The organism is Acinetobacter sp. AC1-2 (assembly GCF_016124155.1).
GTDB classification, from domain to species: domain Bacteria; phylum Pseudomonadota; class Gammaproteobacteria; order Pseudomonadales; family Moraxellaceae; genus Acinetobacter; species Acinetobacter calcoaceticus.
Window position 1 is genome coordinate 57,694 of sequence record NZ_JABFFO010000008.1, and the last position, 26,880, is coordinate 84,573.

The 26,880-nt window shown below is 38.8% G+C and carries 23 protein-coding genes and 1 pseudogene; 11 read left to right on the forward strand and 13 right to left on the reverse strand.

The window, feature by feature from the left end:
* The first annotated feature begins 81 nt into the window (after positions 1–81).
* Both HL290_RS17415 and HL290_RS17420 read left to right on the forward strand, forming a co-directional pair.
* Complete coding sequence (locus HL290_RS17415) at positions 82–627, forward strand: NADPH-dependent FMN reductase (protein WP_198497118.1); 546 nt, start codon at positions 82–84, stop codon at positions 625–627.
* A 3-nt stretch (positions 628–630) separates the two neighbouring features.
* A pseudogene (locus tag HL290_RS17420) lies at positions 631–732 on the forward strand (ATP-binding protein); the annotation flags it as partial.
* Between the two features lie 25 nt (positions 733–757).
* Here the strand turns inward: HL290_RS17420 and HL290_RS17425 are convergent.
* On the reverse strand, positions 758–2,191 hold the full coding sequence (locus HL290_RS17425; RefSeq protein WP_198497119.1) for a PLP-dependent aminotransferase family protein: 1,434 nt from the start codon (positions 2,189–2,191) through the stop codon (positions 758–760).
* Between the two features lie 111 nt (positions 2,192–2,302).
* Here HL290_RS17425 and HL290_RS17430 point away from each other — a divergent pair, with 111 nt between their 5' ends.
* Positions 2,303–3,079, forward strand: a complete 777-nt coding sequence (locus tag HL290_RS17430) for an aldolase (protein WP_198497120.1) — start codon at positions 2,303–2,305, stop codon at positions 3,077–3,079.
* A 15-nt stretch (positions 3,080–3,094) separates the two neighbouring features.
* Positions 3,095–3,973, forward strand: coding sequence for a dihydrodipicolinate synthase family protein (locus HL290_RS17435; protein WP_198497121.1), 879 nt, complete (start codon positions 3,095–3,097; stop codon positions 3,971–3,973).
* A gap of 44 nt (positions 3,974–4,017) precedes the next feature.
* On the opposite strand, the gene HL290_RS17440 is transcribed toward HL290_RS17435, so the two are convergent.
* A complete protein-coding gene (locus tag HL290_RS17440; RefSeq protein WP_045437199.1) occupies positions 4,018–4,830 on the reverse strand; it encodes a TorF family putative porin in 813 nt (270 codons plus the stop codon).
* Positions 4,831–5,792: 962 nt separating this feature from the next.
* Here HL290_RS17440 and HL290_RS17445 point away from each other — a divergent pair.
* Positions 5,793–7,109, forward strand: coding sequence for an OprD family outer membrane porin (locus HL290_RS17445; protein ID WP_133748029.1), 1,317 nt, complete (start codon positions 5,793–5,795; stop codon positions 7,107–7,109).
* Between the two features lie 106 nt (positions 7,110–7,215).
* On the opposite strand, the gene ppa is transcribed toward HL290_RS17445, so the two are convergent.
* Positions 7,216–7,740, reverse strand: coding sequence for an inorganic diphosphatase (ppa, locus tag HL290_RS17450; protein ID WP_003654399.1), 525 nt, complete (start codon positions 7,738–7,740; stop codon positions 7,216–7,218).
* 127 nt (positions 7,741–7,867) lie between these two features.
* The gene (locus HL290_RS17455; protein ID WP_003654397.1) at positions 7,868–8,266 is read right to left on the reverse strand and encodes an MAPEG family protein; all 399 of its coding nucleotides are present in this window, start codon (positions 8,264–8,266) and stop codon (positions 7,868–7,870) included.
* A gap of 106 nt (positions 8,267–8,372) precedes the next feature.
* Between HL290_RS17455 and HL290_RS17460 the strand changes: the two genes are divergently transcribed.
* Positions 8,373–8,762 carry a hypothetical protein gene (locus HL290_RS17460; protein WP_005037366.1) on the forward strand — a complete coding sequence of 130 codons (390 nt, stop codon included), beginning with the start codon at positions 8,373–8,375 and terminating at the stop codon, positions 8,760–8,762.
* Between the two features lie 40 nt (positions 8,763–8,802).
* Here HL290_RS17460 and HL290_RS17465 read toward each other — a convergent pair whose 3' ends face one another.
* The 6 genes from HL290_RS17465 to HL290_RS17490 all read right to left on the reverse strand — a co-directional run bounded on the left by HL290_RS17465 (position 8,803) and on the right by HL290_RS17490 (position 17,373).
* Positions 8,803–10,482 (reverse strand): long-chain-fatty-acid--CoA ligase, encoded by a 1,680-nt coding sequence (locus HL290_RS17465; protein WP_198079161.1) that lies wholly within the window; start codon positions 10,480–10,482, stop codon positions 8,803–8,805.
* A 295-nt stretch (positions 10,483–10,777) separates the two neighbouring features.
* Positions 10,778–12,997 (reverse strand): DNA topoisomerase IV subunit A, encoded by a 2,220-nt coding sequence (parC, locus tag HL290_RS17470; protein WP_198497122.1) that lies wholly within the window; start codon positions 12,995–12,997, stop codon positions 10,778–10,780.
* 152 nt (positions 12,998–13,149) lie between these two features.
* Positions 13,150–14,469, reverse strand: a complete 1,320-nt coding sequence (locus HL290_RS17475) for an MFS transporter (protein ID WP_198497123.1) — start codon at positions 14,467–14,469, stop codon at positions 13,150–13,152.
* Between the two features lie 81 nt (positions 14,470–14,550).
* On the reverse strand, positions 14,551–15,195 hold the full coding sequence (locus HL290_RS17480; RefSeq protein WP_002121256.1) for a trimeric intracellular cation channel family protein: 645 nt from the start codon (positions 15,193–15,195) through the stop codon (positions 14,551–14,553).
* Positions 15,196–15,240: 45 nt separating this feature from the next.
* Positions 15,241–15,708 (reverse strand): YchJ family protein, encoded by a 468-nt coding sequence (locus HL290_RS17485; RefSeq protein ID WP_080026152.1) that lies wholly within the window; start codon positions 15,706–15,708, stop codon positions 15,241–15,243.
* 72 nt (positions 15,709–15,780) lie between these two features.
* Complete coding sequence (locus tag HL290_RS17490; protein WP_198497124.1) at positions 15,781–17,373, reverse strand: TerC family protein; 1,593 nt, start codon at positions 17,371–17,373, stop codon at positions 15,781–15,783.
* A gap of 326 nt (positions 17,374–17,699) precedes the next feature.
* On the opposite strand from HL290_RS17490, the gene HL290_RS17495 reads away from it, so the two are divergent.
* The 4 genes from HL290_RS17495 to dinB all read left to right on the forward strand — a co-directional run bounded on the left by HL290_RS17495 (position 17,700) and on the right by dinB (position 21,778).
* Positions 17,700–18,323 (forward strand): TIGR00730 family Rossman fold protein, encoded by a 624-nt coding sequence (locus HL290_RS17495; protein ID WP_005037381.1) that lies wholly within the window; start codon positions 17,700–17,702, stop codon positions 18,321–18,323.
* Between the two features lie 170 nt (positions 18,324–18,493).
* Entirely contained in the window at positions 18,494–19,885 is a 1,392-nt protein-coding gene (gene mdtD / locus HL290_RS17500) for a multidrug transporter subunit MdtD (protein ID WP_198497125.1), read from the forward strand.
* Between the two features lie 77 nt (positions 19,886–19,962).
* On the forward strand, positions 19,963–20,721 hold the full coding sequence (locus HL290_RS17505) for a GH25 family lysozyme (protein ID WP_198497126.1): 759 nt from the start codon (positions 19,963–19,965) through the stop codon (positions 20,719–20,721).
* A 1-nt stretch (position 20,722) separates the two neighbouring features.
* Complete coding sequence (dinB, locus tag HL290_RS17510; protein WP_198497127.1) at positions 20,723–21,778, forward strand: DNA polymerase IV; 1,056 nt, start codon at positions 20,723–20,725, stop codon at positions 21,776–21,778.
* Positions 21,779–22,007: 229 nt separating this feature from the next.
* Here dinB and HL290_RS17515 read toward each other — a convergent pair whose 3' ends face one another.
* The gene (locus HL290_RS17515; RefSeq protein ID WP_227602321.1) at positions 22,008–22,826 is read right to left on the reverse strand and encodes a hypothetical protein; all 819 of its coding nucleotides are present in this window, start codon (positions 22,824–22,826) and stop codon (positions 22,008–22,010) included.
* A gap of 167 nt (positions 22,827–22,993) precedes the next feature.
* Between HL290_RS17515 and HL290_RS17520 the strand changes: the two genes are divergently transcribed.
* Complete coding sequence (locus HL290_RS17520) at positions 22,994–23,347, forward strand: RidA family protein (protein ID WP_198497129.1); 354 nt, start codon at positions 22,994–22,996, stop codon at positions 23,345–23,347.
* A 206-nt stretch (positions 23,348–23,553) separates the two neighbouring features.
* Here the strand turns inward: HL290_RS17520 and HL290_RS17525 are convergent, their stop codons facing one another.
* Together HL290_RS17525 and HL290_RS17530 are read right to left on the reverse strand one after the other, a co-directional pair.
* Entirely contained in the window at positions 23,554–24,054 is a 501-nt protein-coding gene (locus tag HL290_RS17525; protein WP_198497130.1) for a DUF2726 domain-containing protein, read from the reverse strand.
* Between the two features lie 314 nt (positions 24,055–24,368).
* Positions 24,369–26,750 (reverse strand): YgiQ family radical SAM protein, encoded by a 2,382-nt coding sequence (locus HL290_RS17530; protein ID WP_005037393.1) that lies wholly within the window; start codon positions 26,748–26,750, stop codon positions 24,369–24,371.
* Positions 26,751–26,880: the final 130 nt, after the last annotated feature.

Here is a 26,880-nt window from a genome sequence, read left to right on the forward strand (position 1 = left end):
AGTCCGCTGTTTTTTAATATTTATATGAGTTGTTAATTAAAGAATTTATTACTGCCTATATAAAAAGGCAAAGAGGACGCTATGAAAATTTTGGCTATATCCGGCAGTGCAAGAGAGGCATCTACAAATACAGCGCTATTACGAGCAATGAAAGATATAGCACCGTCCAGTATTGAATTTTCAGTTTTCGATCAAATTAATACTTTGCCTATCTTTTCTTCGGATGATGAGGGAGAAAAAACGCCTGCTGTAGTAGAAGAATTTATCAAATCTGTTTCTGCCTCAGATGGCATTATCATCTCAAGTCCTGAATATATCCGTTGTATTCCAGGCGGTCTCAAAAATGCAATTGACTGGATGGTTTCACGCACTGAAATCATAGATAAACCTATTGTTCTAGTTCATGCATCTAGCCGCGGCGACGATATGCTAGTTTCTTTAAGAAGAGTACTTTCGACAGTCAGTAGCAATTTTTTTGAAGATTTATTTTTACGCTTCTCTCTTCTTAGCAAATCGCCTGAACAAATTGTTGAGATGCTACAAACTGAAGAATATAAGTCACAAATTACACCGTTCCTACTTAGCTTTGTCTCAGCGATTCAAAAGTATCAAGATCAATTAGAGTGAACTTTTCATCGTGTTTTACAAGTAGCACGGGCCATTGTCGATTTGGCTCAAAGTGATGTAATTCAAAGCTCTCATCTTACAACAGCGCTGTCTTATCAGAGATAATCAGCACTAAGATTAGAACAAAGAATTATAAGTCCGCTGTTCTTTTATTAAGAACCTCATTTAACTTCTCGATTAAAGAAGTAATTTCTTTCTCGGATAAAGCTGCAAAGCCAAAGCGAATACAACGATTAGAAGAATCATCTTGTCTAAACTTATGCTCTGTATCCATGTTGAGTTCGTCTAATTTTAAGGCTTGCTCTTTAGTAAAAGATTTCTGGAATTTAACCCATAAAGCCATTCCACCTGCTGGAGGTTGAATCTGGACATCACCTGAAAAAACTCTGCTAAATTCAGTTAAGGCATGGTCACGGCGTAACTGATATATTTTTTTCATTTTACGAATATGTCGTTTGATTTCACCGCGCTGCATTAAATCTGCTAAAGCAAGTTCCGTAATGTTATTACCTTGTCGATCGATCAATAAAATATCTTCGGTAATGGATTGAATGACTGATGCAGATGCCACGATGTATCCCAAGCGAATACCGGGTGCAAAAACCTTAGATAATGAGCCAACATGAATGACCAGCTCAGAATGAGGCAAACTCGCTAAGGGTGGCATAGGCCGACTGTCATAGTGGAATTCATGATCATAATCATCTTCAATAATATAAAACCCCCATTTTTTTGAAAGTTCTAAGAGCTGAAGACGGCGACTCATTGGCATCGTGACAGTTGTGGGATATTGATGATGCGGAGTTGTATAAATGGCAGCAACTGAATGTTCTTGTAAAATCCGTTCTAAATTCTCAATGACAATACCTTGTTCATCTAATTTGACAGAAACGACCTGAAACCCATTCGACTGAAACGCTTTAAAAGCAGAGGGATAATACAGCTGTTCAACTACAATCACTCCCTGTCGATTTGGTAGTGCACGGGATGCAAGAAAAATTCCCATCTGGCTGCCACGTACAATACAAATCTCATCTTCGGCAACACTCATAAAACGTTCCATCGACAACATTTTTTGTAAGGCTTGTCTTAACTCAATCATACCTTGGGGGTTTCCATAACCCATGTACTGGTTTTGGGTAATTTTAATCAATGCATGCCGATAGGCTCTTGAAAATAACTCATACGGAATAAGCCTTGGGTCAGGCACACCATCGTTGTGTGGATATAAAGCAGCTTCTTGAATAGTTGGCCTATCATTAACTTTTCGCTCATTTACAGAGTCTATTTGGAGCTGCTTTTCCGGCAAAATATCTGCCACAAATGTGCCTTTTCGAGGACGAGTCACAAGCCAGCCTTGAGCCTCTAATTCTTCATATACCGCTTGTACGGTTTTTCTATTAATTCCCAATTCTTTTGACAAGCTACGAGACCCCGGCAACATAGTCCCTTGCACCAAGCGACCACTTAAAATCTCCTGACTAATCAAGTTGGTCAATTTTAAAAAAACTGTTTTTTCTTCTCTTTCATCGATACGGAAATGTATTTGCCAAGGTCTTAGCATATTCGCCCCATCTGGACCATATAACTTGTAAAAACTGGATGTATTGATTCACCCAGTTGTTTTCTATTCTGCCTTCACCTACTTAATTTGGTCAACGGGACTGGAGAAGAGATGAAGACTGCTTCTGTAAACAAACAAGATCTGATGCAACATGCGCAGCAAGACATGCAAAAGTGGATTAGCGATTCAGATTTAACTGACCGCCAAAAGCTTGCACTCACTTGTCGTATTTTATTTGATCATGGCCATGATGTTGGTTTAGCGGGCCAAATTACATGTCGTAGTGAAAATAAAGATTCCTTTATTACTCAACGTTTTGGTTTTAGCTTTGATGAAATTACTGCCTCAAACTTGCTTGAGGTTAATCAAGATTTAGAACCAATCAATCAAGAAGGAATGGCAAACCCAGCCAATCGTTTTCATACGTGGATTTATAAAGAACATCCCGAAGTGAACTGCATTATCCACACGCATCCTACGCATGTAGCAGCACTCTCCATGCTACAGATTCCACTCATGATTTCCCAAATGGATGTTTGCGCACTCTACGAAGACTGCTCGTTTGTAGGTCATTGGCCTGGTGTCCCAGTAGGTAACGAAGAAGGCATTTTGATTTCCTCTGCTCTGGGTAAAAACCGTGCTGTTTTGTTGTCTCATCATGGTCAACTGGTCACAGGAAAAACCATTGAAGAAGCCTGCAACTTGGCTCTTTTAATTGAACGTGCAGCTCAATTGCAACTGCTAGCGATGTCGGCCGGACAAATTCAGCCTATCCCCCACGATTTAGCAACAGAAGCTCATGACTGGGTATCTACTGACAAACGTAACAAAGTGAACTTTGCTTATTACGCACGTAAAGCTTTGAAAAAACATTCTGACTGTATTTAAAAAGAGACTTCTACCATGAAACTAAACGGTATTATTGGCTACCCTGTTACTCCATTTTCTGATGACAACACCATTAACATTGCTGTTTTAAAGCAGATGCTCGATTTACTTATCGAAAATGGCTGTGATGCCATCGCACCTTTAGGCAGTACAGGTGAAAGCGCTTATCTTGAATGGGATGAGTGGTGCTTAGTGGCTAAAACTTCAATTGAAAGTATTAATAAACGCTTACCTGTCATTATTGGGATTTCAGAACTCACGACGGATCAAGCCATCAAAAAAGCGCAGATCGCGCAAAGCTATGGTGCAGATGCACTTATGGTGATTCCCGTATCTTATTGGAAACTAAAAGATCTAGAGATTTTTGAATATTATCAGTTAATTGCACAAGCAACGACTTTGCCGATTATGATTTATAACAACCCTGCAACTAGCGGTGTTGATATGTCTCCAGAGTTAATCGTACATATGTTTAATCACATTCCAAACATTACGATGGTAAAAGAAAGTAGCGGTGATATTCAGCGTATGCATCAAATTTATGAGCTATCAAAAGGAGAACTCCCGTTTTATAACGGCTGTAATCCTCTAGCTTTAGAAGCCTTATGTGCAGGAGCTAGTGGTTGGTGTACAGCAGCGCCTAATCTATTAGGTCAGCTCCCCCAACAACTTATTCAGCATGTGAAAAATGGTAATTTAAATCAGGCTCAAAAATCATTTTACCAGCAACTTCCTCTACTACGCTTTATCGTAAGCGGTGGTTTACCTAAAACGATTAAAGCAGGTTTGCAGCTAAAAGGTATTTCTGCGGGTACGCCACGTAAACCTCTGATCAAAGCAAATGATGTTGAGCTTAGTCACTTAAAACAGTTACTTGCTCAAATAGAGGACTAATTAAAAAAAGCGGGCAATAAACCCGCTTTTTTTACCGCATAAACTTAGAATGTTTTAGTTAAACTAAACACTAAGCCTGTGTCATAAGGTTTTTTACCAGCATCAGTCATACCAGAAGTGCTAATGTCTGTACCCACAACATCTAGCTCAGCGACAATACCCAAAATATTATAATTCACACCCACTTTATAATCGATATAGCTATCGTCTTCACCTGGCCCACCCGCAACTACAAGTAAAGAGTCTTTATTTTTGAGTTTGTTATATCCAACTGAAGCAAGTCCAGTGAAGCCTGTGTCTGCAATTGGTGCTGAATAACCTAGGTTAAAGTACCAGAACTCATCAGAGTGACCCCAATAATCATCTGAATAGCTTACGCCCACACTAAGTGCATCACCTTTAAATAAAGAATCAGCAAAAGTTAATTTTCCGTAAAATTCATTAAAGTCAAAACCAGTATCCCCATTGTATGGGTTAGTAAATTTTGAGTCAGAACCAATATAGCCGTAATGAATTACACCCACGTCATAGGTCGGTGCCAGCTTATCTGACAGTTTTAATGTATTTGTATAACCTAAAGAGATATCGGTTTCAGTTGAAACGCCAGGTGTATTAAAGTCAACGCTTGAACCCCACAGCGCGACATAGGCACCTGACTTATGAGAAAAAGTAAAACCACCTTGAATGGCTGGGTTATTTGACGATTGTGTAACACCGCGGAAGCGGTAGTCTGTAGTTGCCGCTACACTACCTGTTGCAGTGATACCATAAAAAGATGGTGCTTCTTCAGCCATAGCCATGGTTGAACCAGCTGCGAAAATACCAAGACCTAAGGTCTTAAGTGCAAATTTCATCATTTTGATCTCCCCCATAATGAATGCACGATTTATGTATATAAAACACATTGTGTTACTTAAGCTTTAGCAATTGCTGTGCCAAGTCCATATTCCCCTTCGCTGCATATCATTAATATTGAAATCAAAATATCTCTACAATAAAAATTCCATTTTATTTTTATAAAAATATATTCATAAAAAACAATATTATAAAATAATACATCTATCCGATTAGAAAAGAGCAACATGAGAAAACACCTTGTCGGAAATAAATTAGCGACGTCAGCAGTATCCATTTACTCAATGTAAAATTTCTATTTAAACTTGAATAAGAGATATAAAAATTACGTAAATTTCTTAAAGCCGAGCTTGTAATGGTCTGTGAATGGGCATTTCTTTTAATTAGATTTCTTCATTTTTTTCTGTTTTAAAACTTATGAACTATTTTGGGTCTTTTTTAAGCAACAATATGAGCAAAAAGAGTAATGCACAAAATTTACGCAAAATATCGCACTAAATTTGATCAAATCAATTAAATTCGATTGGCTTATTATAGTGATCTCTTTTTGCACATCATGCATTAAAAATAATGTTATATAGTAACAATTTAGAGGGTGTTGAAAATAAACTGTTAAAAAAATCAACTTAAGACAAGATTAAAAAGTAAACATATCCAATAAAAAAGAGCAAAAAATGAACACAAGAATCAACTATTTTTTGAGCTTAGAATATAAAATAAATGGTAGAAATCCACTAAAAAATAAATTACTTTTTTTATTTTAAACAATATATTAAGTATAAAAGCTTAATAATAAATTTACTAAACAATCAGTAACACATTAATCAATTTCTGCATAGCATATATAAAATAAAATCAACAAAAATATATCTTTTTTATAGATTACTTATACAATTGATTCAAATCCTAGGCCCTGAACAATAACAAGGCACAGGATTTATCGTTTTTATGAGGTTCTTTAAATATGCTAAATGCACAAAAACTTACATTAGCAGTTCTCATTTCTGCGGCAATAATTTCCTCAGCTCAGGCAAGTGAGCAAAGTGAGGCAAAAGGATTTGTTGAAGATGCGAACGGTTCTATTCTCTTCCGTACAGGTTATATCAGCCGTGACAAAAAACAGGGCGCCAAAGATACTAGCTCATTTGCTCAGTCAGCAATTGTAAGTATCGATTCTGGTTTTACCCCTGGTATTGTCGGCTTCGGCGTTGGCGTTGTTGGTGATGGTTCATTTAAGATCGGTGAAAATAAAAATGCCGGAAATCAAATGATTCCAAAATACAACGATGGTTCAGCTTACGATCACTGGGCTCGTGGTGGTGGTAGCGTTAAAGCACGTTTTTCGAATACAACAGTACGTTACGGTACTCAAGTACTCGATTTGCCGGTTCTTGCAAGTAACACTGGACGTATGGTTCCTGAATATTTTACAGGTACTTTATTAACCAGCCATGAAATCAAGAACCTTGAATTGGTTGCTGGTAAATTTACTAAAGACCAAATGTCTGATCAAATCAATACCGATGCAGATGCTTCTGGCAGAGGCCTTGATCGTGCCATTGTTTGGGGCGCGAAATACAAGTTTGATGATAACTTAAATGCATCTTATTATGGCTTAGACAGCAAAAACGCTCTTGAACGCCATTATGTAAATGTAAACTTTAAACAGCCTTTGGCTAATGACAGTTCATTAACTTATGATTTTAGTGGCTACCACACTAAATTTGACGCAAGTGCCCACACTTATTCAGCAACTGGATCTGTAGCACCAAATTATGGTACTGATGGTGTTGCTGGCGAAGAAAAGACTAATAATATTTGGGCAGTTTCAGGCACTTATGCAACTGGCCCACATAGTGTGATGTTAGCATACCAACAAAACAGTGGTAATGTTGGTTATGACTATGGTCAAAACGCTGATGGTTTCCAAAGTATCTATTTACCGAATTCTTACATGTCTGACTTCATCGGTAACGATGAAAAATCTGCACAAATTCAGTACAACGTTGATTTTGGTAAGTTAGGTGTATTACCTGGTTTAAACTGGACGACTGCGTTTGTATATGGTTGGGACATCAAAGTTAGAAATGTAACTGACAGTGCTCAAGAACGTGAATTCTTTAACCAAGTGAAATACACTGTTCAAAGCGGTTTCGCTAAAGATGCAAGTCTTCGTATTCGTAACTCGTACTACCGTGCAAGTGACTCATACCAAGGTGCGTACATTGGTGACACCAATGAATGGCGTTTATTCCTTGATATTCCTGTGAAATTATTCTAATTCATAGATCTATCAAGCATAAAAAAACCTACATCTGGCAACAGATGTAGGTTTTTTATTAAGCTCAGAATATCAATTGAGAAACTCTGAGCTTATAAATTAAAGCTTATTTAGCAGCTTCAATTGCTTTTAGTACTTCAGCTTTAGCAACATCAGCACCTTCCCAACCACTGATTTTTACCCACTTACCTGGTTCTAAATCTTTATAGTGGCTGAAGAAATGCTCAACTTGGCTAATCAACAATGGAGGAAGATCTGTATATTCCTTCACATCTTTATAAAGTGGAGACAATTTTTCGTGTGGAACAGCGATTAATTTCGCATCGATACCACCGTCATCTTCCATTTTTAATTTGCCCACTGGACGGCAACGAATTACAGAACCAGCAGCAACAGGATGTGGAGTTACAACAAGTACGTCTAACGGGTCGCCATCTTCAGACAAAGTATTTGGAACATAACCATAGTTCGCTGGATAGAACATTGCTGTGCCCATGAAACGGTCTACAAACAATGCATCAGAATCTTTGTCGATTTCATATTTAATTGGTGCTGCATTTGCAGGAATTTCAATGATGACATAGATGTCATTTGGGGCATCTTTACCTGCTGGGATATCGCTGTAACTCATATCAATACTCTTTCGTTATGAAGTCAGATGTAAAATCCACTCGATTATAGCGTGGATATCATCAAAATGATGCCGATTATACAATGCGCACACGCGAAAGTTGATATGAATGATGACAGAATGACACTCAAGTCAGTTTAATCGTAACCACTAATAAGAAGATTGGACACAATATAGATAAGAACCAGACAATCGAGCGTAAAGTTGCCCAATTACTTAAATAGCAGATCCCATAAATAACTCTTAAAATAATATATGCCCAACCTAATCTCAGAATAAAGTATTCTGGAACAACCATATATTCGGCCATTAAAATAGCCGTTAAGAATAAAGGTAAGCTTTCAAAACTATTTTGTTGTACGGCATTAGCGCGAGCAGCCAGACCAGTTGTTTTGGCAAAAAAAGCTCTCGGGTTTTGATTATCGGCAGGCTGAAAACCACCTGTAATTTTTGCAATTGCGGTAAATGCGTATGGCAGTAAACATGCCACTAAAATAATATAGATAATGCCGCTGATGCCCTGCATAGTGCCATCCATCACTGAAAATACTGTTGATCATGCTATCATAACATTGCGTTTTTACCTGAAATTTTATGCAATCACTTGTCAACACTGATGAATAGGGCCATGTATGCAACAACCTGATCAAAAAGAACTGTTTGAAGTCTTGGATAAGCAAAAACAGAATCAACTTCAGATAGATCGCATATTAAAGATCGTACTCCCTATTGTCGCTTTTTTACTGAGTGTGATTTGTGCAAATTTGAATTGGCAATCTACACTTGGCACCTTTGTTATTTTAACAATTACCTTTATTGCTGTTGGTATTAAACGACTTCCTTTGTGGCACTGGCTCATTGTGATTACGATATATTGCTTAGCAGATAATTATTTAAGTTATGGCCAGCTTGACTTAACTCACTTACGCCTGCAACTCGGCACAATGCTTGTTTTTGTGGGGATGGTTGGCATTGGACGCCCTTATATAGACCGCTGGTTTATAAAAAGTCATAAAATATAAAATAAAAAAAGCGCCCTAAGGCGCTTTTTTTATTAACCGATTAAGCTGGTTTACGTAAGTCTTTACGTAAAATTTTGCCTACATTTGATTTTGGTAATTCATCCATAAACTCAACATAACGAGGGCGCTTATAGCCTGTTAAGTTCTCTTTAGCAAAGCTCAAAACTTCTTCTGTAGTTAAGCTTTGATCTTTTTTCACGATAAAGAGTTTTGGAACTTCACCTGATTTTTCATCAGGAACACCAATCGCTGCAACTTCCAATACTTTTGGATGTTTAGCAATAACTTCTTCGATTTCACTTGGGTAAACGTTAAAGCCAGAAACCAAAATCATATCTTTTTTACGATCTACAATTTTTGTATATCCACGGCTATCCATCACGCCGATGTCGCCCGTACGGAAGAAACCATCTGCTGTCATGACTTTAGCTGTCTCATCAGGGCGGTTCCAGTAACCTTTCATGACTTGAGGTCCACGAATCGAGATTTCACCTTGCTCACCTAAAGCAACTTCTTTACCGTCATCATCTAAAATGGCCACTTCAGTTAAAGGTAACGGAATACCAATGGTGCCACTAAATTCAGTAGAAGCCGGTGGATTTGCAGTTGCTACTGGTGAGGTTTCTGACAAGCCATAACCTTCAATAATGGTTGTGCCAGTAATTTTCTTCCAAGCTTCTGCTGTAGAAGGTAAAACAGCCATACCACCGCCCATCGCCATTTTTAACTTGCTATGGTCAAGTTGTCTGAACTCTTCATTATTCACTAAAGCATTAAATAATGTATTTACTGCTGGGAAGAATGATGGTTGATATTTACGCAGTTCGTTAATAACAGCTGGTAAATCACGAGGGTTCGGAATCAAGATATTTGCCTGACCTTTATACATACCGTACATCGCGCAAACCATGAACGCAAAAATATGATAAAGCGGCAATGCACAAACAATACGGTCGCCTTTAGCACCATCGTTTGCTCCAAATTTACTTTGGAAAATGCCATCACACTGAAGTAAGTTTGCTACAAGATTACGATGAGTAAGCTCTGCACCTTTTGAAACACCCGTCGTACCACCAGTGTATTGAAGTACAGCAGTATCACTTAAAGTTAACGTCGGGCGCTTATAATTACTCGAGTTTTCTTTATTTAATGCCGAATTAAATTTAACGTGTCCCGGAATATTCCAAGCCGGAATTTGCTTACGTACTTTACGTAAGACAAAGTTCACCAGAGTACCTTTGAGTGTACCGAGCATATCTCCTACTGATGCAACAACAACATGCTTCACTGGAGTTTTACCTAAAATGCTTTGGTAAACACTGGCAAAGTTTTCGATGATCACAAGTACTTCTGCACCTGAGTCATTTAATTGATGCTCAAGTTCACGCGCGGTATAAAGTGGATTAACATTCACTAATACCAAGCCTGCACGTAAGACAGCTAATGCAACTACAGGATACTGCAACACATTCGGCATCATCACTGCCACACGAGTTCCTTTTGCTAACCCCAAATTTTGCAAATAGGTCGCGAACTTACGGCTTGCAAGCTCCAACTCATTAAATGACATCGCTTTATCCATAAAGATAAAGGCATCGCGAGAACCAAATTTTTGGAAATTACTCTCAAAAATATCAACAAGTGAGGTATTTTCCGCAGGCAATGCTACTGTTTCTGGAATCCCTGTCTTTTGGTATTCTGCAAACCAAATTTTTTCCATAATGCCATTATCTCCGATTCGTAATCCTTAGTAATAACTGTTATTCAATGCCCCAGCTATTCTTTAGCTTCTTGGTGCCAGAACATATTTAAAACTTATTGGCACATTCATGACACTTCGAACAAGATTATGAGACAGAAGTTTTGACAATTTAACCCTGCCAAATTTTTTGCATGGAGTACAAATTACGTACTCCAAATTGCTGTCCTTTTAATCGTTATTCATACCAACAAGTTCAGTTCATTGCTTGAACATGTTGCCATATATAGCGTATTTATGTTGCCAGACGCTAGCTTTATCTCTGAATCAACAGTTTATTTGCTTTTTGATATCCACGTGGTAAGAGCTGACCTTTTGAAGCTCGTTTACCCAGGTATTTTTGTAGATCATCACCTTTTAATTTTAAATGTTGTTGCCCTGCAACCACCTGAATTATTTCATCTAAGTTCAGGGTTGTCATGGATAAAATTTGCTCTTTCGCTTCAAGTTGTATCAACTTATTACCTTTACCCTTATTTAAATTTGGGAGTTCTGCCAAATCAATGATTAAGAGTCGACCTACTGAACTGAGCACAGCCAAATGTGTCATATTTTGAGCAGATATTAATGGTAAAGCTTTTGATTTTTCAGGCACCGACAAGAATGTTTTCCCTGCCTTGGCATTGGTATCTAGCTGTTTGGCTTGAGTTTTAAATCCATAACCTGATGTACTAGCAGCGATAAGTTCAGACGCTTCATCTTCTAGATAAACCTGAATAAACGACACGCCACTTGCAGGAGCAAGTTTGGAACTTAATGGTTCACCTAAACCTCTTGCTGATGGCAAACTGCTGATAGGTAAAGCATAACTACGCCCTGTCTCATCAAGGAAATAAATCCTTTGATTGGTTTTGCCCACAGCGTGACTTAGATATTGGTCGCCAGCACGGTAGTTTAAATTTTCTGCATCAACATCTGCACCTTTTGCAGCACGAATCCAACCTGCTTCAGATAAAACCACTGTTACTGTTTCTGCTGGTACAAGGTCTTGTTCTTTAATCTGAACAGCTTCAGCACGCGCTACAATTGGAGAACGGCGCTCATCACCAAACTTTTTCGCGTCTTCTTTTAATTCACCAATAATCAGGTTCTTTAAAGATTCTGGATTTCCTAATTGCTCACGAATAATGGCTGCTTTTGCTGCAAGTTCATCCTGCTCTTGACGGATTTCCATCTCTTCGAGTTTTGCTAAATGACGTAACTTGAGTTCTAAAATTGCTTCTGCCTGTATCTCATCAATCTTGAAATGTTCCATCAATACAGGTTTAGGCTGATCTTCTTCACGAATAATACGGATGACTGTATCAATATCAAGGTAAGCAATTAAAAGACCTGCCAAAATATGCAGGCGTTTTTCAATTCGGTTTAAATGATATTCCAAACGGCGAGTCACCGTTTTTTTACGGATCTCAATCCATTCCAGCAAAATACGACGAATCGATTTCACCTGAGGACGTCCATCCTCACCAATCATATTTAAATTAACACGATAGCTTGACTCTAAGTCCGTCGTTGCAAATAAGTGGCTCATCACCGCTTCAGCATCAATACGATTTGAACGAAGTACAATCACTAATCGTGTTGGATTTGCATGATCCGACTCATCACGTATATCCACCACCAATGGTAGCTTCTTAGCCTGCATTTGATCGGCAATTTGAGTAATGACCTTAGAGCCCGATACCTGATAAGGCAATTCAGTAATCACGATTTCATTTTTTTCGATGGTGTACACCGCTCGCATGCGGTAACTACCACGACCAGTAGTCTGGATTTTGAGTAATTCTTCTGGTGGAGTAATGATTTCAGCTTTTGTTGGTAAATCTGGCGCTGGAATATATTCAGCCAATTTTTCATCTGAAGTTTGCGGATTACGAATTAAGGCAATCGTTCCTTTAATCACTTCACGTAAATTATGCGGCGGAATATCTGTCGCCATACCAACAGCAATCCCCGTTGTGCCGTTGAGTAGAATATTAGGAATACGTGCTGGCAACGTAATGGGTTCTTTTAATGAACCATCAAAGTTATCTTGCCAGTCAGTTGTGCCCTGCCCTAACTCATTTAACAATAACTCACTGTAGGCAGAAAGTTTTGCTTCGGTATAACGCATCGCAGCAAATGACTTAGGATCATCTGGCGCCCCCCAGTTACCTTGTCCTTCAATTAAAGGATAACGATAACTAAACGGCTGTGCCATCAATACCATGGCTTCATAACATGCCGAGTCACCATGAGGATGGTATTTACCGAGTACATCACCGACTGTACGTGCTGATTTTTTTGGCTTACCACTATTTTTCAGCCCTAATTCGCTCATGGCAAATACAATACGGCGCTGTACAGGCTTTAAACCATCACTGATATGTGGCAATGCACGGTCCATGATGACGTACATGGCATAATTCAGGTAAGCCTGTTCAGTAAATTCGGCTACAGAGCGGTTTTCTGTCGCTTGATGCGCAAGGCTGGTCATAGTCAGCTTATCTTCCAAATCAGTCGTTATTTTAAATGAGTCTTATGCTAAGTGGGCTATGTTACAGACACAAGAGGGAGTCTGTCACCTGAGCGTCAAATTATGTCTCATCTCTCTATATTTTTAGTTACTTGCTATAAAGTTAGGCAAAACTAGAGGCCTATCGACTCTAATCTTTTTCCTTGGGTTTCTTCACCCAATATCAAAATTACAGCAGCAACCAAAAGCAAAACAACTGTAAACATCATAAAAACATGGCTAAATCCGTTCTTAGCCACCATCATATGTGTAACTACGATCGGCGCCAAAATCCCGCCTAAACGCCCCATTGCCGAAGCCCAACCAGAACCAAAAGCTCGAATATTGGCTGGATATTGCTCTGGCGTATAGGTATATAACACTCCCCATGCTCCTAAATTAAAGAATGACATGAGGCAGCCCCAAAACATGATGCTATTCACACTGTCGGCTTGTCCAAAGAAATATGCAGACAATGCACAAAAGCCAATAAAAGAAGCCAGTGTAATCTTTCTTCCCAAGCGCTCTACAAACCATGCAGCTGCCAAGTAACCTGGTAGCTGTGCCAAAATCATAAGAAGAACATATTCAAAAGATTTAACAATGTCATAGCCTTGTTTCACCAATAAACTCGGTAACCAAGTAAAAATACCGTAGTAGGAATAGACAATCCCAAACCAAATGAGCCAGAGCATTAAACTACGACGTGCAAAAGGACCACTCCAAAGCTGTTTAAAAGAAACCTTTTGTCGTATAGCTACAGGCATGACTTCAATATGATGGACAATTTGAACACCAGCTTGAGCTTCTAATTTTTGAACTAATGCATGCGCCTCTTCAATACGACCACGATTAATGAGATATGGTATCGACTCAGGGAGTTTTTTCCAAATCACTAAAATATAAATCAGTGGGAGGCCACCCATGAGAAATGCAATATGCCAACCAAACTTAGGAATAATAAAATAAGAAATTAATGCAGCAACTAACCAGCCTAAACCCCAAAAACTTTCAAGTAATACAATAAAACGACCACGTACATGTGAGGGTATATACTCACTCACCAATGTCACCGCAACAGGCAACTGTCCACCTAGACCAACGCCAACAATAAAACGAAAAATTAATAACCACTTTAAATCTGGCGCAAAAGCACATAAGGCTGTGGCAATACTATAAATTGCCATGGTGGTCGCAAATATTGTCTTACGGCCAAAACGGTCTGCTAAAGCCCCCGAGCAAACTGCTCCAATCGCCATTCCCACAAAGCCAATACTCACAATCCAGCCACTTTCGGCTGGAGTTAGTGCCCAGTCTTTGACTAAGGTTGTCATGATAAAAGCAATGATTCCTGTGTCCATCGCATCAAACATCCAACCTAGCCCAACCACCCACAATAATGTGTAGTGGAATTTGCCGATTGGAAGATTTTGTATACGTGAAATCAGGTCCATAGGAAAACTCTACTGGAAAAAGTAAGTGAGCAAGACAATATATTTAATTGTTATAGCATGCTCACATAGCATTCTGCATGATTAATGTTCGTCGGTTGAAGAAGCCGATTCTGCATCATCATCTTTATAAATAAATTTAGGCATTTCTAAACCAAAATAGATGGCTATCAAACGCAGGGTAAAACCAAAAATTAAGGTTGAAATGACGGTTAACTCTAAACTTAATCCTAAATCCTGACATACCCAGTAACAGATGACCGCCACAAAAGAAATACTCGCATAAAGTTCGCGGCGGAAAACAAATGGGACATCGTTACATAAAATGTCACGTAAAATACCGCCAGAAACTCCGGTCAATACACCAGCTACAGCGGATACGACAAAACCGTGCCCCATTTGTAATGCAATTTGGCAACCAATGATGGTAAACCCGATTAAACCTAAAGCATCGAGCACCAAAAAGATGTTATGTAAGTGACGCATCCATTTGGCAATAATGATTGTGACAAATGCAGCACAACAAGTCAGAACCAAATATTCAGGATGTTTTACCCAAGTTAAAGGATAGTGGCCGAGTAGTACATCACGTACAGAACCACCACCCAAGGCCGTCACACAGGCAATCAGTACGACACCGAACCAGTCCATACTCCGTCGCCCAGCAGACAATGCTCCTGTCATGGCTTCGGCAGTAATCGCAATAATATAAATAACGGTGAGTAACATCGCCCTTTCCCTCAGGCCAAACGGTGGCCGTATTTTAAGGTAAAGTTATATGAATTGTGCACAGCATTGCTTAAATTTTTTTCCGGAGCCACATACGCAAGGCTGTTTCATCGTGACATGCATATCTACTGTGGGATCAAGAAAAAACCATTGTTGTTGGTGACACACAAAATGTGAAACCTCATGGTGGACCTGAGCTTTTTGTCCATCATGATAATGGGCCTTGAACTCAACCTGCGCATGCGTTTTGTCTAGTTTTTCTTTAGCATTGACCACCTCTAAACCCAACCATTGATTTTGTTTGCTCCAGTCTGCAATAGCCTCTTTATCAAGCGCAGCTTGCTGACCTAAAGCAGTTGTTTTCACAATATAATCAATTTGCTGCAATGCAAAAGCACTATAACGCGAACGCATAAGCTGCTCTGCTGTTAGGGCTTTTGCTGTGCCTAAATGTAAAGGCTCGCAACATTCTGCATAGCTGGCTTTTCCACATGGACAAGTGTGTTGAGTCATTCTGTGTTTCTCAAATAAAAAAATAGCTCAGATTTGAGCTATTTTATGATGTTTCTAGACTTGAAATGTCATTTAATCTTTCGATTCATCTTGTTCGATAGAAACAATATGAACTTTCTCGATTTTATGGCCTTCCATCGTCACCACTTCAAAGCGATAACCATCTGCTTCAACAGTTTCACCATTTTCAGGCAAGCGACCTAAATGGAATAACAAATAGCCCGATAAAGTAGAATACTGTTCACTTTCATCAACCAAATCACGGCCTAATAACAAAGATACATGGCGAATGTCGGTTGAACCTTCAAGTATTAATGAACCATCTTCCAAGCTCTCAGCAGCTGCATCTAGTTCATCTTCATCTGGGAATTCACCCGCAATTGCTTCTAAGATATCGATTGGTGTTGCAATACCTTCAATTGAACCGTATTCATTTAAAACGATTGCCATTTGTAAAGGCGCTTGACGTAATTGCTCCATCACCATAAGTACTTGAGCATTTTCATGCACAATGACGGGCTCACGTAAATGCTTTTGGAAATCGACTACACCAGTTTCAATAAAGCCATTCAAAACTTTATGAGTGAGTGCAATACCTTCAATATTATCAAGTTCACCACGTGCAACAATCAAACGAGAGTGTGTCATTGACATTAAACGTTCTTTTAAAACTTCCGGCTCGTCGTCTAAATCAATCCATTCAAGTTCAGGTCTTGGTGTCATAACAGACTTTACAGGACGTTCTGATAAACTAAGAACACCTTGCACAAGTACACTATGATAAACACCATTGTCTTCATCAAAAACTTCATCTGCAAAAGCTTGAGTAGCTAATACGTCCTCTTTATCAGAAGATTGTGTATCTGAGCTAGAGCCACTGTTTTTACTTCCTAGCATACGTAAAACCGCAGAGGCAGTGCGATAACGCAAGTCTGTGGTTGTAACCAGCTTTTCCTGATTGCGGCGCATGCTCTGATTGATAATTTCCACCAAAACCGAGAAGCCAATTGCAGCATATAAGTAGCCCTTCGGAATATGGAAACCAAAACCTTCCACGACCAAAGAGAAACCAATCATCATCAAGAAACCAAGACACAGAATAACGACCGTTGGATGCTTATTAACAAAGTCCATGAGTGGTCTTGATGCCCACAACATGATTCCGATAGCAATTACAACGGCAACCATCATGATTGATAGCTCTTTCACCATACCTACAGCTGTAATCACACTATCTAACGAGAACACAGCATCAAGCACAACAATCTGGACAATGACCATCCAGAACGCAGCATGAACAGGATTATCTTCTTTATGAAGTTGGTTACCTTCCATTCGTTCATGCAATTCCATGGTGCCTTTAAAGAGCAAGAACACACCACCGAACAACAAAATCAAATCACGACCAGAGAATGGATGATTAAGAATATGGAAGAGTGGTTCAGTCAGAGTCACAACCCAAGCAATCGAAGCTAAAAGTATTAGACGCATTCCTAAGGCTAATACTAATCCCAGTTTTCGAGCCTTACCACGCTGCTCTGGCGGCAGTTTTTCGGCCAAAATAGCAATGAAAACGAGGTTATCGATCCCCAATACAATTTCAAGAACGATTAAAGTTGCTAAGCCCACCCAAGCAGCGGGATCAGACATCCATTCAAAGATCATCGATCCTGCTCCTGCGCTGACTGAATTTTATCTTTATTTGGCAACACAGCAGGCATGCCCATACAAAGGAGGGAAAATGTTTTTTTAGGACAAAAAATTAAAACGGAGCGACTACAACCACTACCCATATTTGTTCATATGTTGTTAAACGAATTTTTAGTATAGGCAAGATTTAATAGAAATTCATCATTTTTATTTGTTCATGACGGGCATTCACCAAACCCATACAAAACATGAATCTTTCTTATTAATCTGCTTATAAAGTTGTCATATCTTTGGCTTAGTGTAGACAAGAAATATGAACGTGATAAGGTGAAAATAAAGCAATGAATAGCGTATTAACAATGGCAGTAAATGATTCATCTATAACAGCTGTAAAAACAAAACAACCTCTTATTGCATTATATTGTGGTTCACGTGTAGGAAATAATCCAATCTATCGAGAAAAAGCAATTGAGCTCGCTCGTGGAATTGCTGAGCAAGGCTTTGGTTTGGTCTACGGCGGTGCAAGCATTGGCTTGATGGGACAAGTAGCCGACAGCGTACTCGAAAATGGCGGTGAAGCTGTGGGAGTGATCCCTGATTTTATGCTTAACTATGAAGAAGCACACTCAAGATTAACCGAATTACACGTGGTAGAAACCATGCATGAGCGCAAAGCCATGATGGCTGAACGTGCAAGTGCATTTGTTGCATTACCGGGTGGTTTAGGAACATTCGAAGAGATATTGGAAATAGCCACTTGGGGTCAACTCAACCAACATCAAAAACCCATGATTTTATATAACGTAAATGGTTTTTATAATGCATTGATTGCTCAGTTAGATCATGCGGTTCAAGAGGGTTTTCTCCCACTTCAACACCGCGCTAAATTGATTATCTGCGAAGACGTTGATCAAATTTATAACGTGATTAAAAACTTAAAAATGCCAAAAAGATTTGTTGTCTAGTTGCCCACCTACTCTCCATAAAAAAGCGGTCCTGCCGCTTTTTTTGTTTTAACTATTTTCACCGTGCCTTTAAAAGTACTTAGATTTAGTAAAGGGGTACTCAACATTGTCTTACTTTTTTTACTTTCAATTTGTTTTACACTAGACCAAAACGTTAACTTTCAAATGTTATGAATGCCACGCCGACTCACCAAGCCTTGCAACCTGAATATCGCCTACTCGTTCTTTTGGTTTCCATTGGCTTTTTTATGCAGGCTTTGGACACAACGATTGTAAACACCGCTATTCCTGCAATGGCTCATCATCTAAATGAAGATCCATTACGCATGCACAGCGTAGTAGTGGCCTATGTTTTATCAGTAGCTGCCTGTATTCCTTTAAGTGGCTGGTTAGCAGACCGCTTTGGTGTTAGAAATATTTTCTTATCGGCAATCGTTATTTTTACTCTGGCTTCTTTAGGTTGTGGTCTTTCTCAGAGCCTCAATGAGCTATTAGTTTTCCGAGTTATCCAAGGCGTGGGTGGAGCATTATTACTCCCTGTTGGTCGATTATCTCTTTTAAAAATTATTCCCCGAACTCAGTTCTTAGCTGCAATGAGCTTAATGAGTCTTGCAGGTTTACTCGGACCTTTGGCTGGTCCAACTTTAGGCGGCTGGTTAGTTGAAGTTGCAACTTGGCACTGGATTTTTCTCATCAATATTCCTATGGGTATCTTAGGCATCTTAATGACATTAAAAGTCATGCCTAATTTAAAAGAACCTTCAGTCAAAACATTTGATTTAGGCGGCTTCATCTTATTAGTGGTAGCAATGATTGGATGGTCTTTGGGTATCGAACATCTGGCCTCACCTGAATATTCAAAATGGTTCAGCATTTCGCTATTAGTCATCGGCATAATCGCAACACTTTGGTATGCCTATCATTCTCATACCCATCAAAACGCATTATTCCGCAGTCGACTCTTTAGAAATAAAATTTATGCGATTGGTATTTTAGGTAATTTCTTTGCCCGCTTTGGTGGTAATGCCTTACCTTTTGTTTTACCGCTCATGTTACAGATCGCTTTTGGTTTTGAACCTTTTATTGCGGGTTTAATGATGATTCCTCTAGTGTTAGGTTCGTTATTTTCAAAGCCAATTGTCAGACCTATTATTCAGAAAATTGGCTACCGACGTTTTTTACTCATCAACACCACGCTGGTCGGGCTATGTATTGCCTCTTTCGCCATCATGACAGTCGATACTCCAACTTGGTTTAGAGCCTTACACTTTTTCTTATTTGGCACATTAAATTCATTACAATTTGTTGGAATGAATACTTTGACCCTAAAAGATTTACCTCAACAAGATGCGAGTAGCGGTAATAGTTTTTTATCGATGATCATGATGCTATCAATGAGTATTGGCGTGGCGCTGGCAGGTACACTCATTAATGTATTTACCAGTTATTATGGTGCCGATCACGTGACAACAGCATTCCATGTCACTTTAATTTGCCTCGGTTGTATCAATGTCATTGCTGCACTTATCTTCTGGCAAATTCCCAAAAATACCCCCGTATAAGCTGTTGCACTTTTAGCGTGGTTTATCACTCTTGAATCACGTTATGATGGCGGCCTAACATCTTTAATGAGTTTTGCATGACCAAACTGGCTAAAACCTTTTTCACAGCACAGCACAATACTTTAATCGGAATTGGCTTGGCATGTGTTATGGGAGTATTGGCTTATTTTGGTCTGTTCTATCAACAAAAAGCCGTGGCACAAGATTATCCAGTTCAGGGATTCGATGTCTCTCACCATCAAGGTGACATTGACTGGAAAAAAATATCACCAGAAAAGTTCCAATTCGTTTATTTAAAAGCGACTGAAGGTGGTGATTATAAAGATTCAAAATTTCAAGAAAATTGGCTTAAGGCTCGTGAACATGGGTTTCATGTAGGGGCTTATCACTTTTACCGTCTATGTCGAGATGGTAAAACACAAGCAGATAACTTTATTGCGACTGTGCCTAAAAAATCAGATGCGCTTCCGCCAGTTATTGATCTGGAATACGACAGTAACTGTATTAATACATACACCAAAGAACAATTAATTAAAGAAATTGGCATCATGCATGATCGCTTAAAACAGCATTATGGCAAACAGCCCATCTTTTATATTTCTAGAACTTTTTATCACATTGTCTTAGTTGGAAATTTTTCTGGTACTCCCCTTTGGGTTCGTGATTATGAAGCTAAACCTGAACTCAAAGATAAAAGAAAATGGCTCTTTTGGCAGCATAGTAATCAAGGTAAAATTGAAGGGGTGATAAAGCCTGTAGACTTAAATGTCTATGAGGGGTCAGTCAAAGAATGGCACCAATTTTTACAGCAGCAAGGCATCGTGAAAGCACAATAATATGCGCAAAATCATTCATATCGATATGGATGCCTTTTATGCATCAGTCGAGCTACGGGAACAACCTGAATTAAGGCATTTACCCGTTGTTATTTCGTCTCATCATCCGCGAGCTGTAATTGCTGCTGCATCTTACCCTGCCCGCGAATTTGGTTTGCGTTCAGCCATGTCGATGAGTCAGGCAAGAAAACTATGCCCTCAAGTCGTTATTATTGAACCAAATTTTGAAAAATATCGCACAGTTTCAGCTCAAATTCACTCGATCTTTCAGCAATATACGCTACTTATTGAGCCTTTATCTTTAGATGAAGCTTATTTGGATGTCACTGAGAATTTAAAACAGATTGCGAGTGCAACTGAAGTTGCCATGCATATTCGAGAAGATATTTTCAGATTAACTGGACTGACTGCATCGGCAGGTGTAGCACCCAATAAGTTTTTAGCAAAAATCGCCTCTGACTGGAATAAACCGAATGGTTTATGCGTAATAAAACCTTCGCAGGTTGCTAATTTCATTCAAGATCTTCCACTTAAAAAAATTCCTGGTGTGGGTAAAGTCACTCAGGAAAAATTACAACAGCTTCAGTTACATACGCTGGGTGACTTACAAAAAATTGAAGAGGCTATTTTAATTCACCACTTTGGTAAATATGGTCAACAGCTCTATCTATATGCGCAAGGGATTGATTACAGACCTGTTCAAGCTGAAAGAGCTCGCCAACAAATTTCAAAAGAGACTACCTTTGATAGTGATTTTACTTTAGCTCAATGTCAGCCCTATTGGCAGGGATTAGCCGAAAAAGTCTGGCAAAGCTTAGAGAAAAAACAGCTCAATGCACGTGGTGTTAATGTCAAACTTAAACTCAAGAATTTTCAGACTTTACAACATAGTAAAAGCTTTAAAAGACCTATTCAGTCGCTACACGACCTAATCCAAGTTTTATTTTTATTATTAAATGAAATGCAGATTCCCGAACATTTCCAGTTTCGCTTAATTGGTATAGGGGTTTATCAGTTACAAACCCAATCAGATGACTTTCAACTAAACCTTTGGTGATTGACTACTTTTCACTCAAAGAGAGTGGATTTTGAACAAAATCTATTCCCTTTTGCTCCAAGTTTAGAGTAACCTAATCAGCGCATATTCATTACCCATGTATTTGCAACATGCTTAAAGCAACCTTTACTTTTGGCATACCGTCCTGTGATTGGCGTGACGACCAAATCCGAATATTACAGGGCACAAATGTGCCCTTTTATTATAATTTATTCTTTAATAAAAACATTTATATATTACAGTCCTGTTTGGTCATTTTAATTTTAGTTAATGGCACATTATCTTTATATAAATACTTTAAATTAATTTGCGCTCCTTTATTTAATAATTCTTTCATTTTTATATTATCGCAAACACCTTTAACAATTTCAGGAACACCATTAACTTCCATTGCTTGTACCCATTCAGCAGGCATATCCGCAGACGTTATATGAATCAGACGATAATTCAACGTTAATTCTTTCCCTTGGGCCTCAACATGTTCTAAATTTGTTTCTCGATCTACTTGCATAGGCAAGTTTTTATTGATCATCTTGGCCCCAAAAGTTAACTGTAGCGGCAAATCATCCTTAATACTTTCTTTACACAAATTCTGAGGGACACTTGTAGAATATTCCTCTGTAATATATAACTGTTTATCCACCCCACGAGAAACCACCATATAGTAATCACTATCTGTAAAACAGTTCTTAGTGCTATATCTCGTCGCTGAAATCTTTGCAGAGTTTTGACTTCTCGTCACTTTCACATCACTATAGTTAGATGTATATCCCAGCTTTTGAAGCATTTCTTGATTTTCTAAAAACAGTTCTTTTAGTTTTTTCCCAGACATACTCATGCTTTGTTCAATACCATCCGGTGTGATTTGTTTTTGATGAAGTTTGGCATTGTCTGCATAGAGTTCCATTCCTTTTGGATCACTCTCATTTGACAACTGTTTATATTTTTCAAAGAACAATATATATTCTTGATCAGGATTTATAGCATGCGTTATTGTTGTCATTCCCAATAATCCTCCCAATATAATAATCTCTATTTTTTTTCGCATGATCATGTCCAATATATTATTTTATTCAATGCAGATATTAGCAATTTATAATAAATCTTGTCATTAATTAATTAATTAATTATAGCCACCAATATCAACTAAAAAAATTCCACTGCTTAATTCAATCAAGTACAATTCTAAGCATCTTTTTTTATTGGTTCATCATCATGACGATTCAACGCCTGCACGTTACTTCACGCTACTGCGAAGTTGCGATTTCAGGTAATTTAGTACACTTAGCTGGGCAACTCGCAGATGATACAAGCGTAGATGTTACATCACAGACTCAGCAAACTTTAGATAATATTGATCGCTTATTGGCAGAAGCTGGAACCGATAAAACCCACATTCTTTCTGTCATGATTTTTCTAAAAGATATCGAAAAAGATTATGCAGCGATGAATGCTGTTTGGGATGCATGGATTAGTGAAGGGAACCCGCCAGCGCGTACTTGTGTAGAGTCCAAACTTTATGCGCCAGACGTGCTTGTAGAAATGACGGTTGTTGCAGTACTTCCATAATTTTTATAAATATAAATCGAGATTAAATTGAGCAATATCTCTAGTTATATTGCTCAATTTTTTACTGCTTAAATAATTAATGTCAGTATCTTATTAGGGCTTATCAAATTGCTAAGCTTGCCCATACTTGTTATTCAAGATGAGGCACAATTATTTTTAATCTTTATTGCACCGAACTCTTATCCAAATCCGACGTTACCTACTTTTTAAGACTTCACAAAAGCATTTGACATTCTTTCTAGCTGTGGCGTTGCATGTAAAGTTGCCATCTCTGTTTCTGGACTCAATAAGTCTCTTCTTAGATCATGATAGTCAGGTACCTCACTATAATGCAGCACGCGATAACCAGCGAGTTGCAACAGACGACGTTCATATTGTTGATGCGCTCGGCGTAAACCATTTTCGCCAAGAACAACAACTACAACAACCTGATAATTTTGATCAAGTACAACAAAATCAGCTGCCATATTTTGATATTTTCGACGTGTATGCGCATATTTTGTAGTTAATAGTGCATCAAAGGATACATGTGCCAATACTGTAAATTTAGGCAAAACTGTTTGTAGTCTGGTTAATGTTATTTGCTCATGACTCGTTAATACTGCACGGCGCTTCAAGGCACTATCATGTTGATGCCTTCGTGAAAGACTTTTCACTGCCATCACAATAGCCAAAAATAATAATAAGATCGTAATTAGATAATACATGGGCTTAATCCTTTAAGTTTTTTATAATGATTTTGCTAGATCACACTTTGTTTTAATTGATAACGACACAGCCGTTCTTTAAAAGGTTCACTTAGTAATTTCACTTGTAGTTATCAAGCTTGGCTTAAATTTAGCCACCCTCACATTATTTATAATCATAGAGTCAACAACAATCAAGTGCAGCTCGTCAGATTTATTAAAATTATCGTTTTTCGTTACGTTTTTTGTACTTTAAATCTGCAAAAATCTCATTATGCGATTTAAATAGACACATTAAAAACAAAAAAGGCTCTGTTTAAGAGCCTTTTTTATCATTATCCACGAGCTTTTGATTTTGGTTTACTTTTACCACCAAACGGTCTTTTCTCACCTGTTTCACGAGGAGGTAAACCTGTATGCTGGGTTAGAACCTGTCCTTTTTGTGGACGTTTTTGCCCCGCTGCTGAGCGAGATTGCCCCTGACCGCGTTTTGCTGAATCTCCCGCCACAGACGAGTTCTTCTTACGTGCAGATTTATATTCACCTTCAGCAGTACCTTGTGGCTGATAGGTCGGAATCAAATGCTGCTTCGAATTACCAATTAAATCGGCACGGCCCATTTCTTTTAAGGCCTCACGAAGTAATGGCCAGTTGTTTGGATCATGGTAACGTAAGAATGCTTTATGCAAACGACGACGTTTCTCACCTTTTACAATATCAACTTTTTCGGTATAGCGAGCTACTTTAGCAAGCGGGTTTTTACCCGAATAGTACATGGTGGTTGCAGTTGCCATTGGCGATGGATAGAACGTTTGTACCTGATCGGCACGGAAACCATTTTTCTTAAGCCAAATTGCAAGGTGCATCATGTCATAATCTGAAGTACCCGGATGCGCAGCAATAAAGTAAGGAATTAGGTATTGCTCTTTTCCTGCTTCTTTACTGAAACGGTCAAACATTTGCTTGAAACGATCATACGTACCAATACCCGGTTTCATCATCTTAGATAAAGGGCCATTTTCGGTATGCTCTGGAGCAATTTTTAAATAACCACCAACATGATGTTGTACCAGTTCTTTTACATATTCCGGATTCAGTACGGCAAGGTCATAACGTAAACCTGAACCAATTAAAATCTTCTTCACACCTTTAATCGCACGCGCTTTACGATAAAGCTGTACTAAAGGTGCATGATCGGTATGCAAGTTTTGACAAACGCCCGGATATACACAAGAAGGTTTACGGCAGTTCTTTTCAATTTCAGGGTCTTTACAGTGCAAACGGTACATGTTTGCTGTTGGACCGCCTAAGTCAGAAATAATGCCTGTGAAGTTTGGTGCCGTGTCACGAATTTTCTCAATCTCACGTAAAATTGAGTCTTCAGAACGGTTTTGAATAATACGCCCTTCATGTTCTGTAATCGAACAGAAAGTACAGCCACCAAAACAGCCACGCATAATGTTGACCGAGAATTTGATCATATCAAATGCAGGGAAACGAGCATCGCCATAAGTTGGATGAGGCAAACGTGCATATGGAAGATCAAACACATAGTCCATTTCCTCAGTGGTTAGAGGAATTGGTGGGGGATTGATCCAGACATCACGTTCACCATGGCGTTGAACCAAAGCACGGGCATTACCCGGATTAGTTTCAAGATGCAAAATACGGTTTGCATGCGCGTAAAGCACGTGATCATTTGACACTTCTTCAAAAGAAGGTAAACGAATTACCGCCAACTCGCGTGGAGGCAACTTATGTTTAATTGCTTTTGACGGTGCTGGCTTTAATTGAACGATTTGAGTGTCGTCATCTAGTTTGTCGCCTTCACGCACAATCGGGTTTGCAACAATCTCTTTCTGGAAATCTTGATACTGAGCTAAAGAATTACCCTTTTCTTTTTCAACCTCACAGCCATCAATATCTTCAGTCATGACATATGGATTAATAATTGGATCAACACGCCCAATCGTATCTACATCATTACTCGCAACTTCAACAAACTTTGCTTTCGATGCTTTGTTATGTTTATTAATAATAAATGCTGTACCACGAACATCTGTAATCTCGTGGATTTTTTCACCTTTAGCCAAACGGTGCATCACATCAATAATGGCACGCTCACCATTACCATACATAAGCAAATCGGCTTTTGAATCCATCAAAATCGAACGACGAACTTTATCTGACCAATAATCGTAGTGTGCAATACGACGTAAACTGCCTTCAATTCCACCTAATAACACAGGTACATCAGGGAATGCTTCACGACAACGCTGGCAATATACCGTTGCTGCACGGTCAGGACGTTTGTTCGGCTCATTGTTTGGAGAGTAAGCATCATCTGAACGAATTTTACGATCTGCCGTATAACGGTTGATCATCGAATCCATATTACCTGCCGTCACACCCCAAGCAATGGTAGGCTTACCTAAAACGCGGAAGCTTTCAACATTGGTCCAGTCTGGCTGTGCAATAATTCCGACACGAAAACCTTGTGCCTCAAGCACACGTCCAATCACACCTGAAACAAATGACGGATGGTCAATATAGGCATCACCGCAAACTAAAATGAAGTCACACGCATCCCAGCCTAGTTGATCCATTTCTTCTCGTGACATCGGCAAAAATGGCGCTGGTTCAAAACACGACGCCCAATATTTGTCGTAATCAAACAACGCTTTTGGCGCAGTTTGCATGGTGTAGGCAGTAGACATGGCTTGCGAATCTCGGCTAGCAGATGGAGGAGTGACATCTAAAGATGAAAGCCGATCATTTTAACATGAATTCCATTCATTTTCGCTGTTTATAAAACAAACGAAAACAAGGATATAAAAATTAATTTGA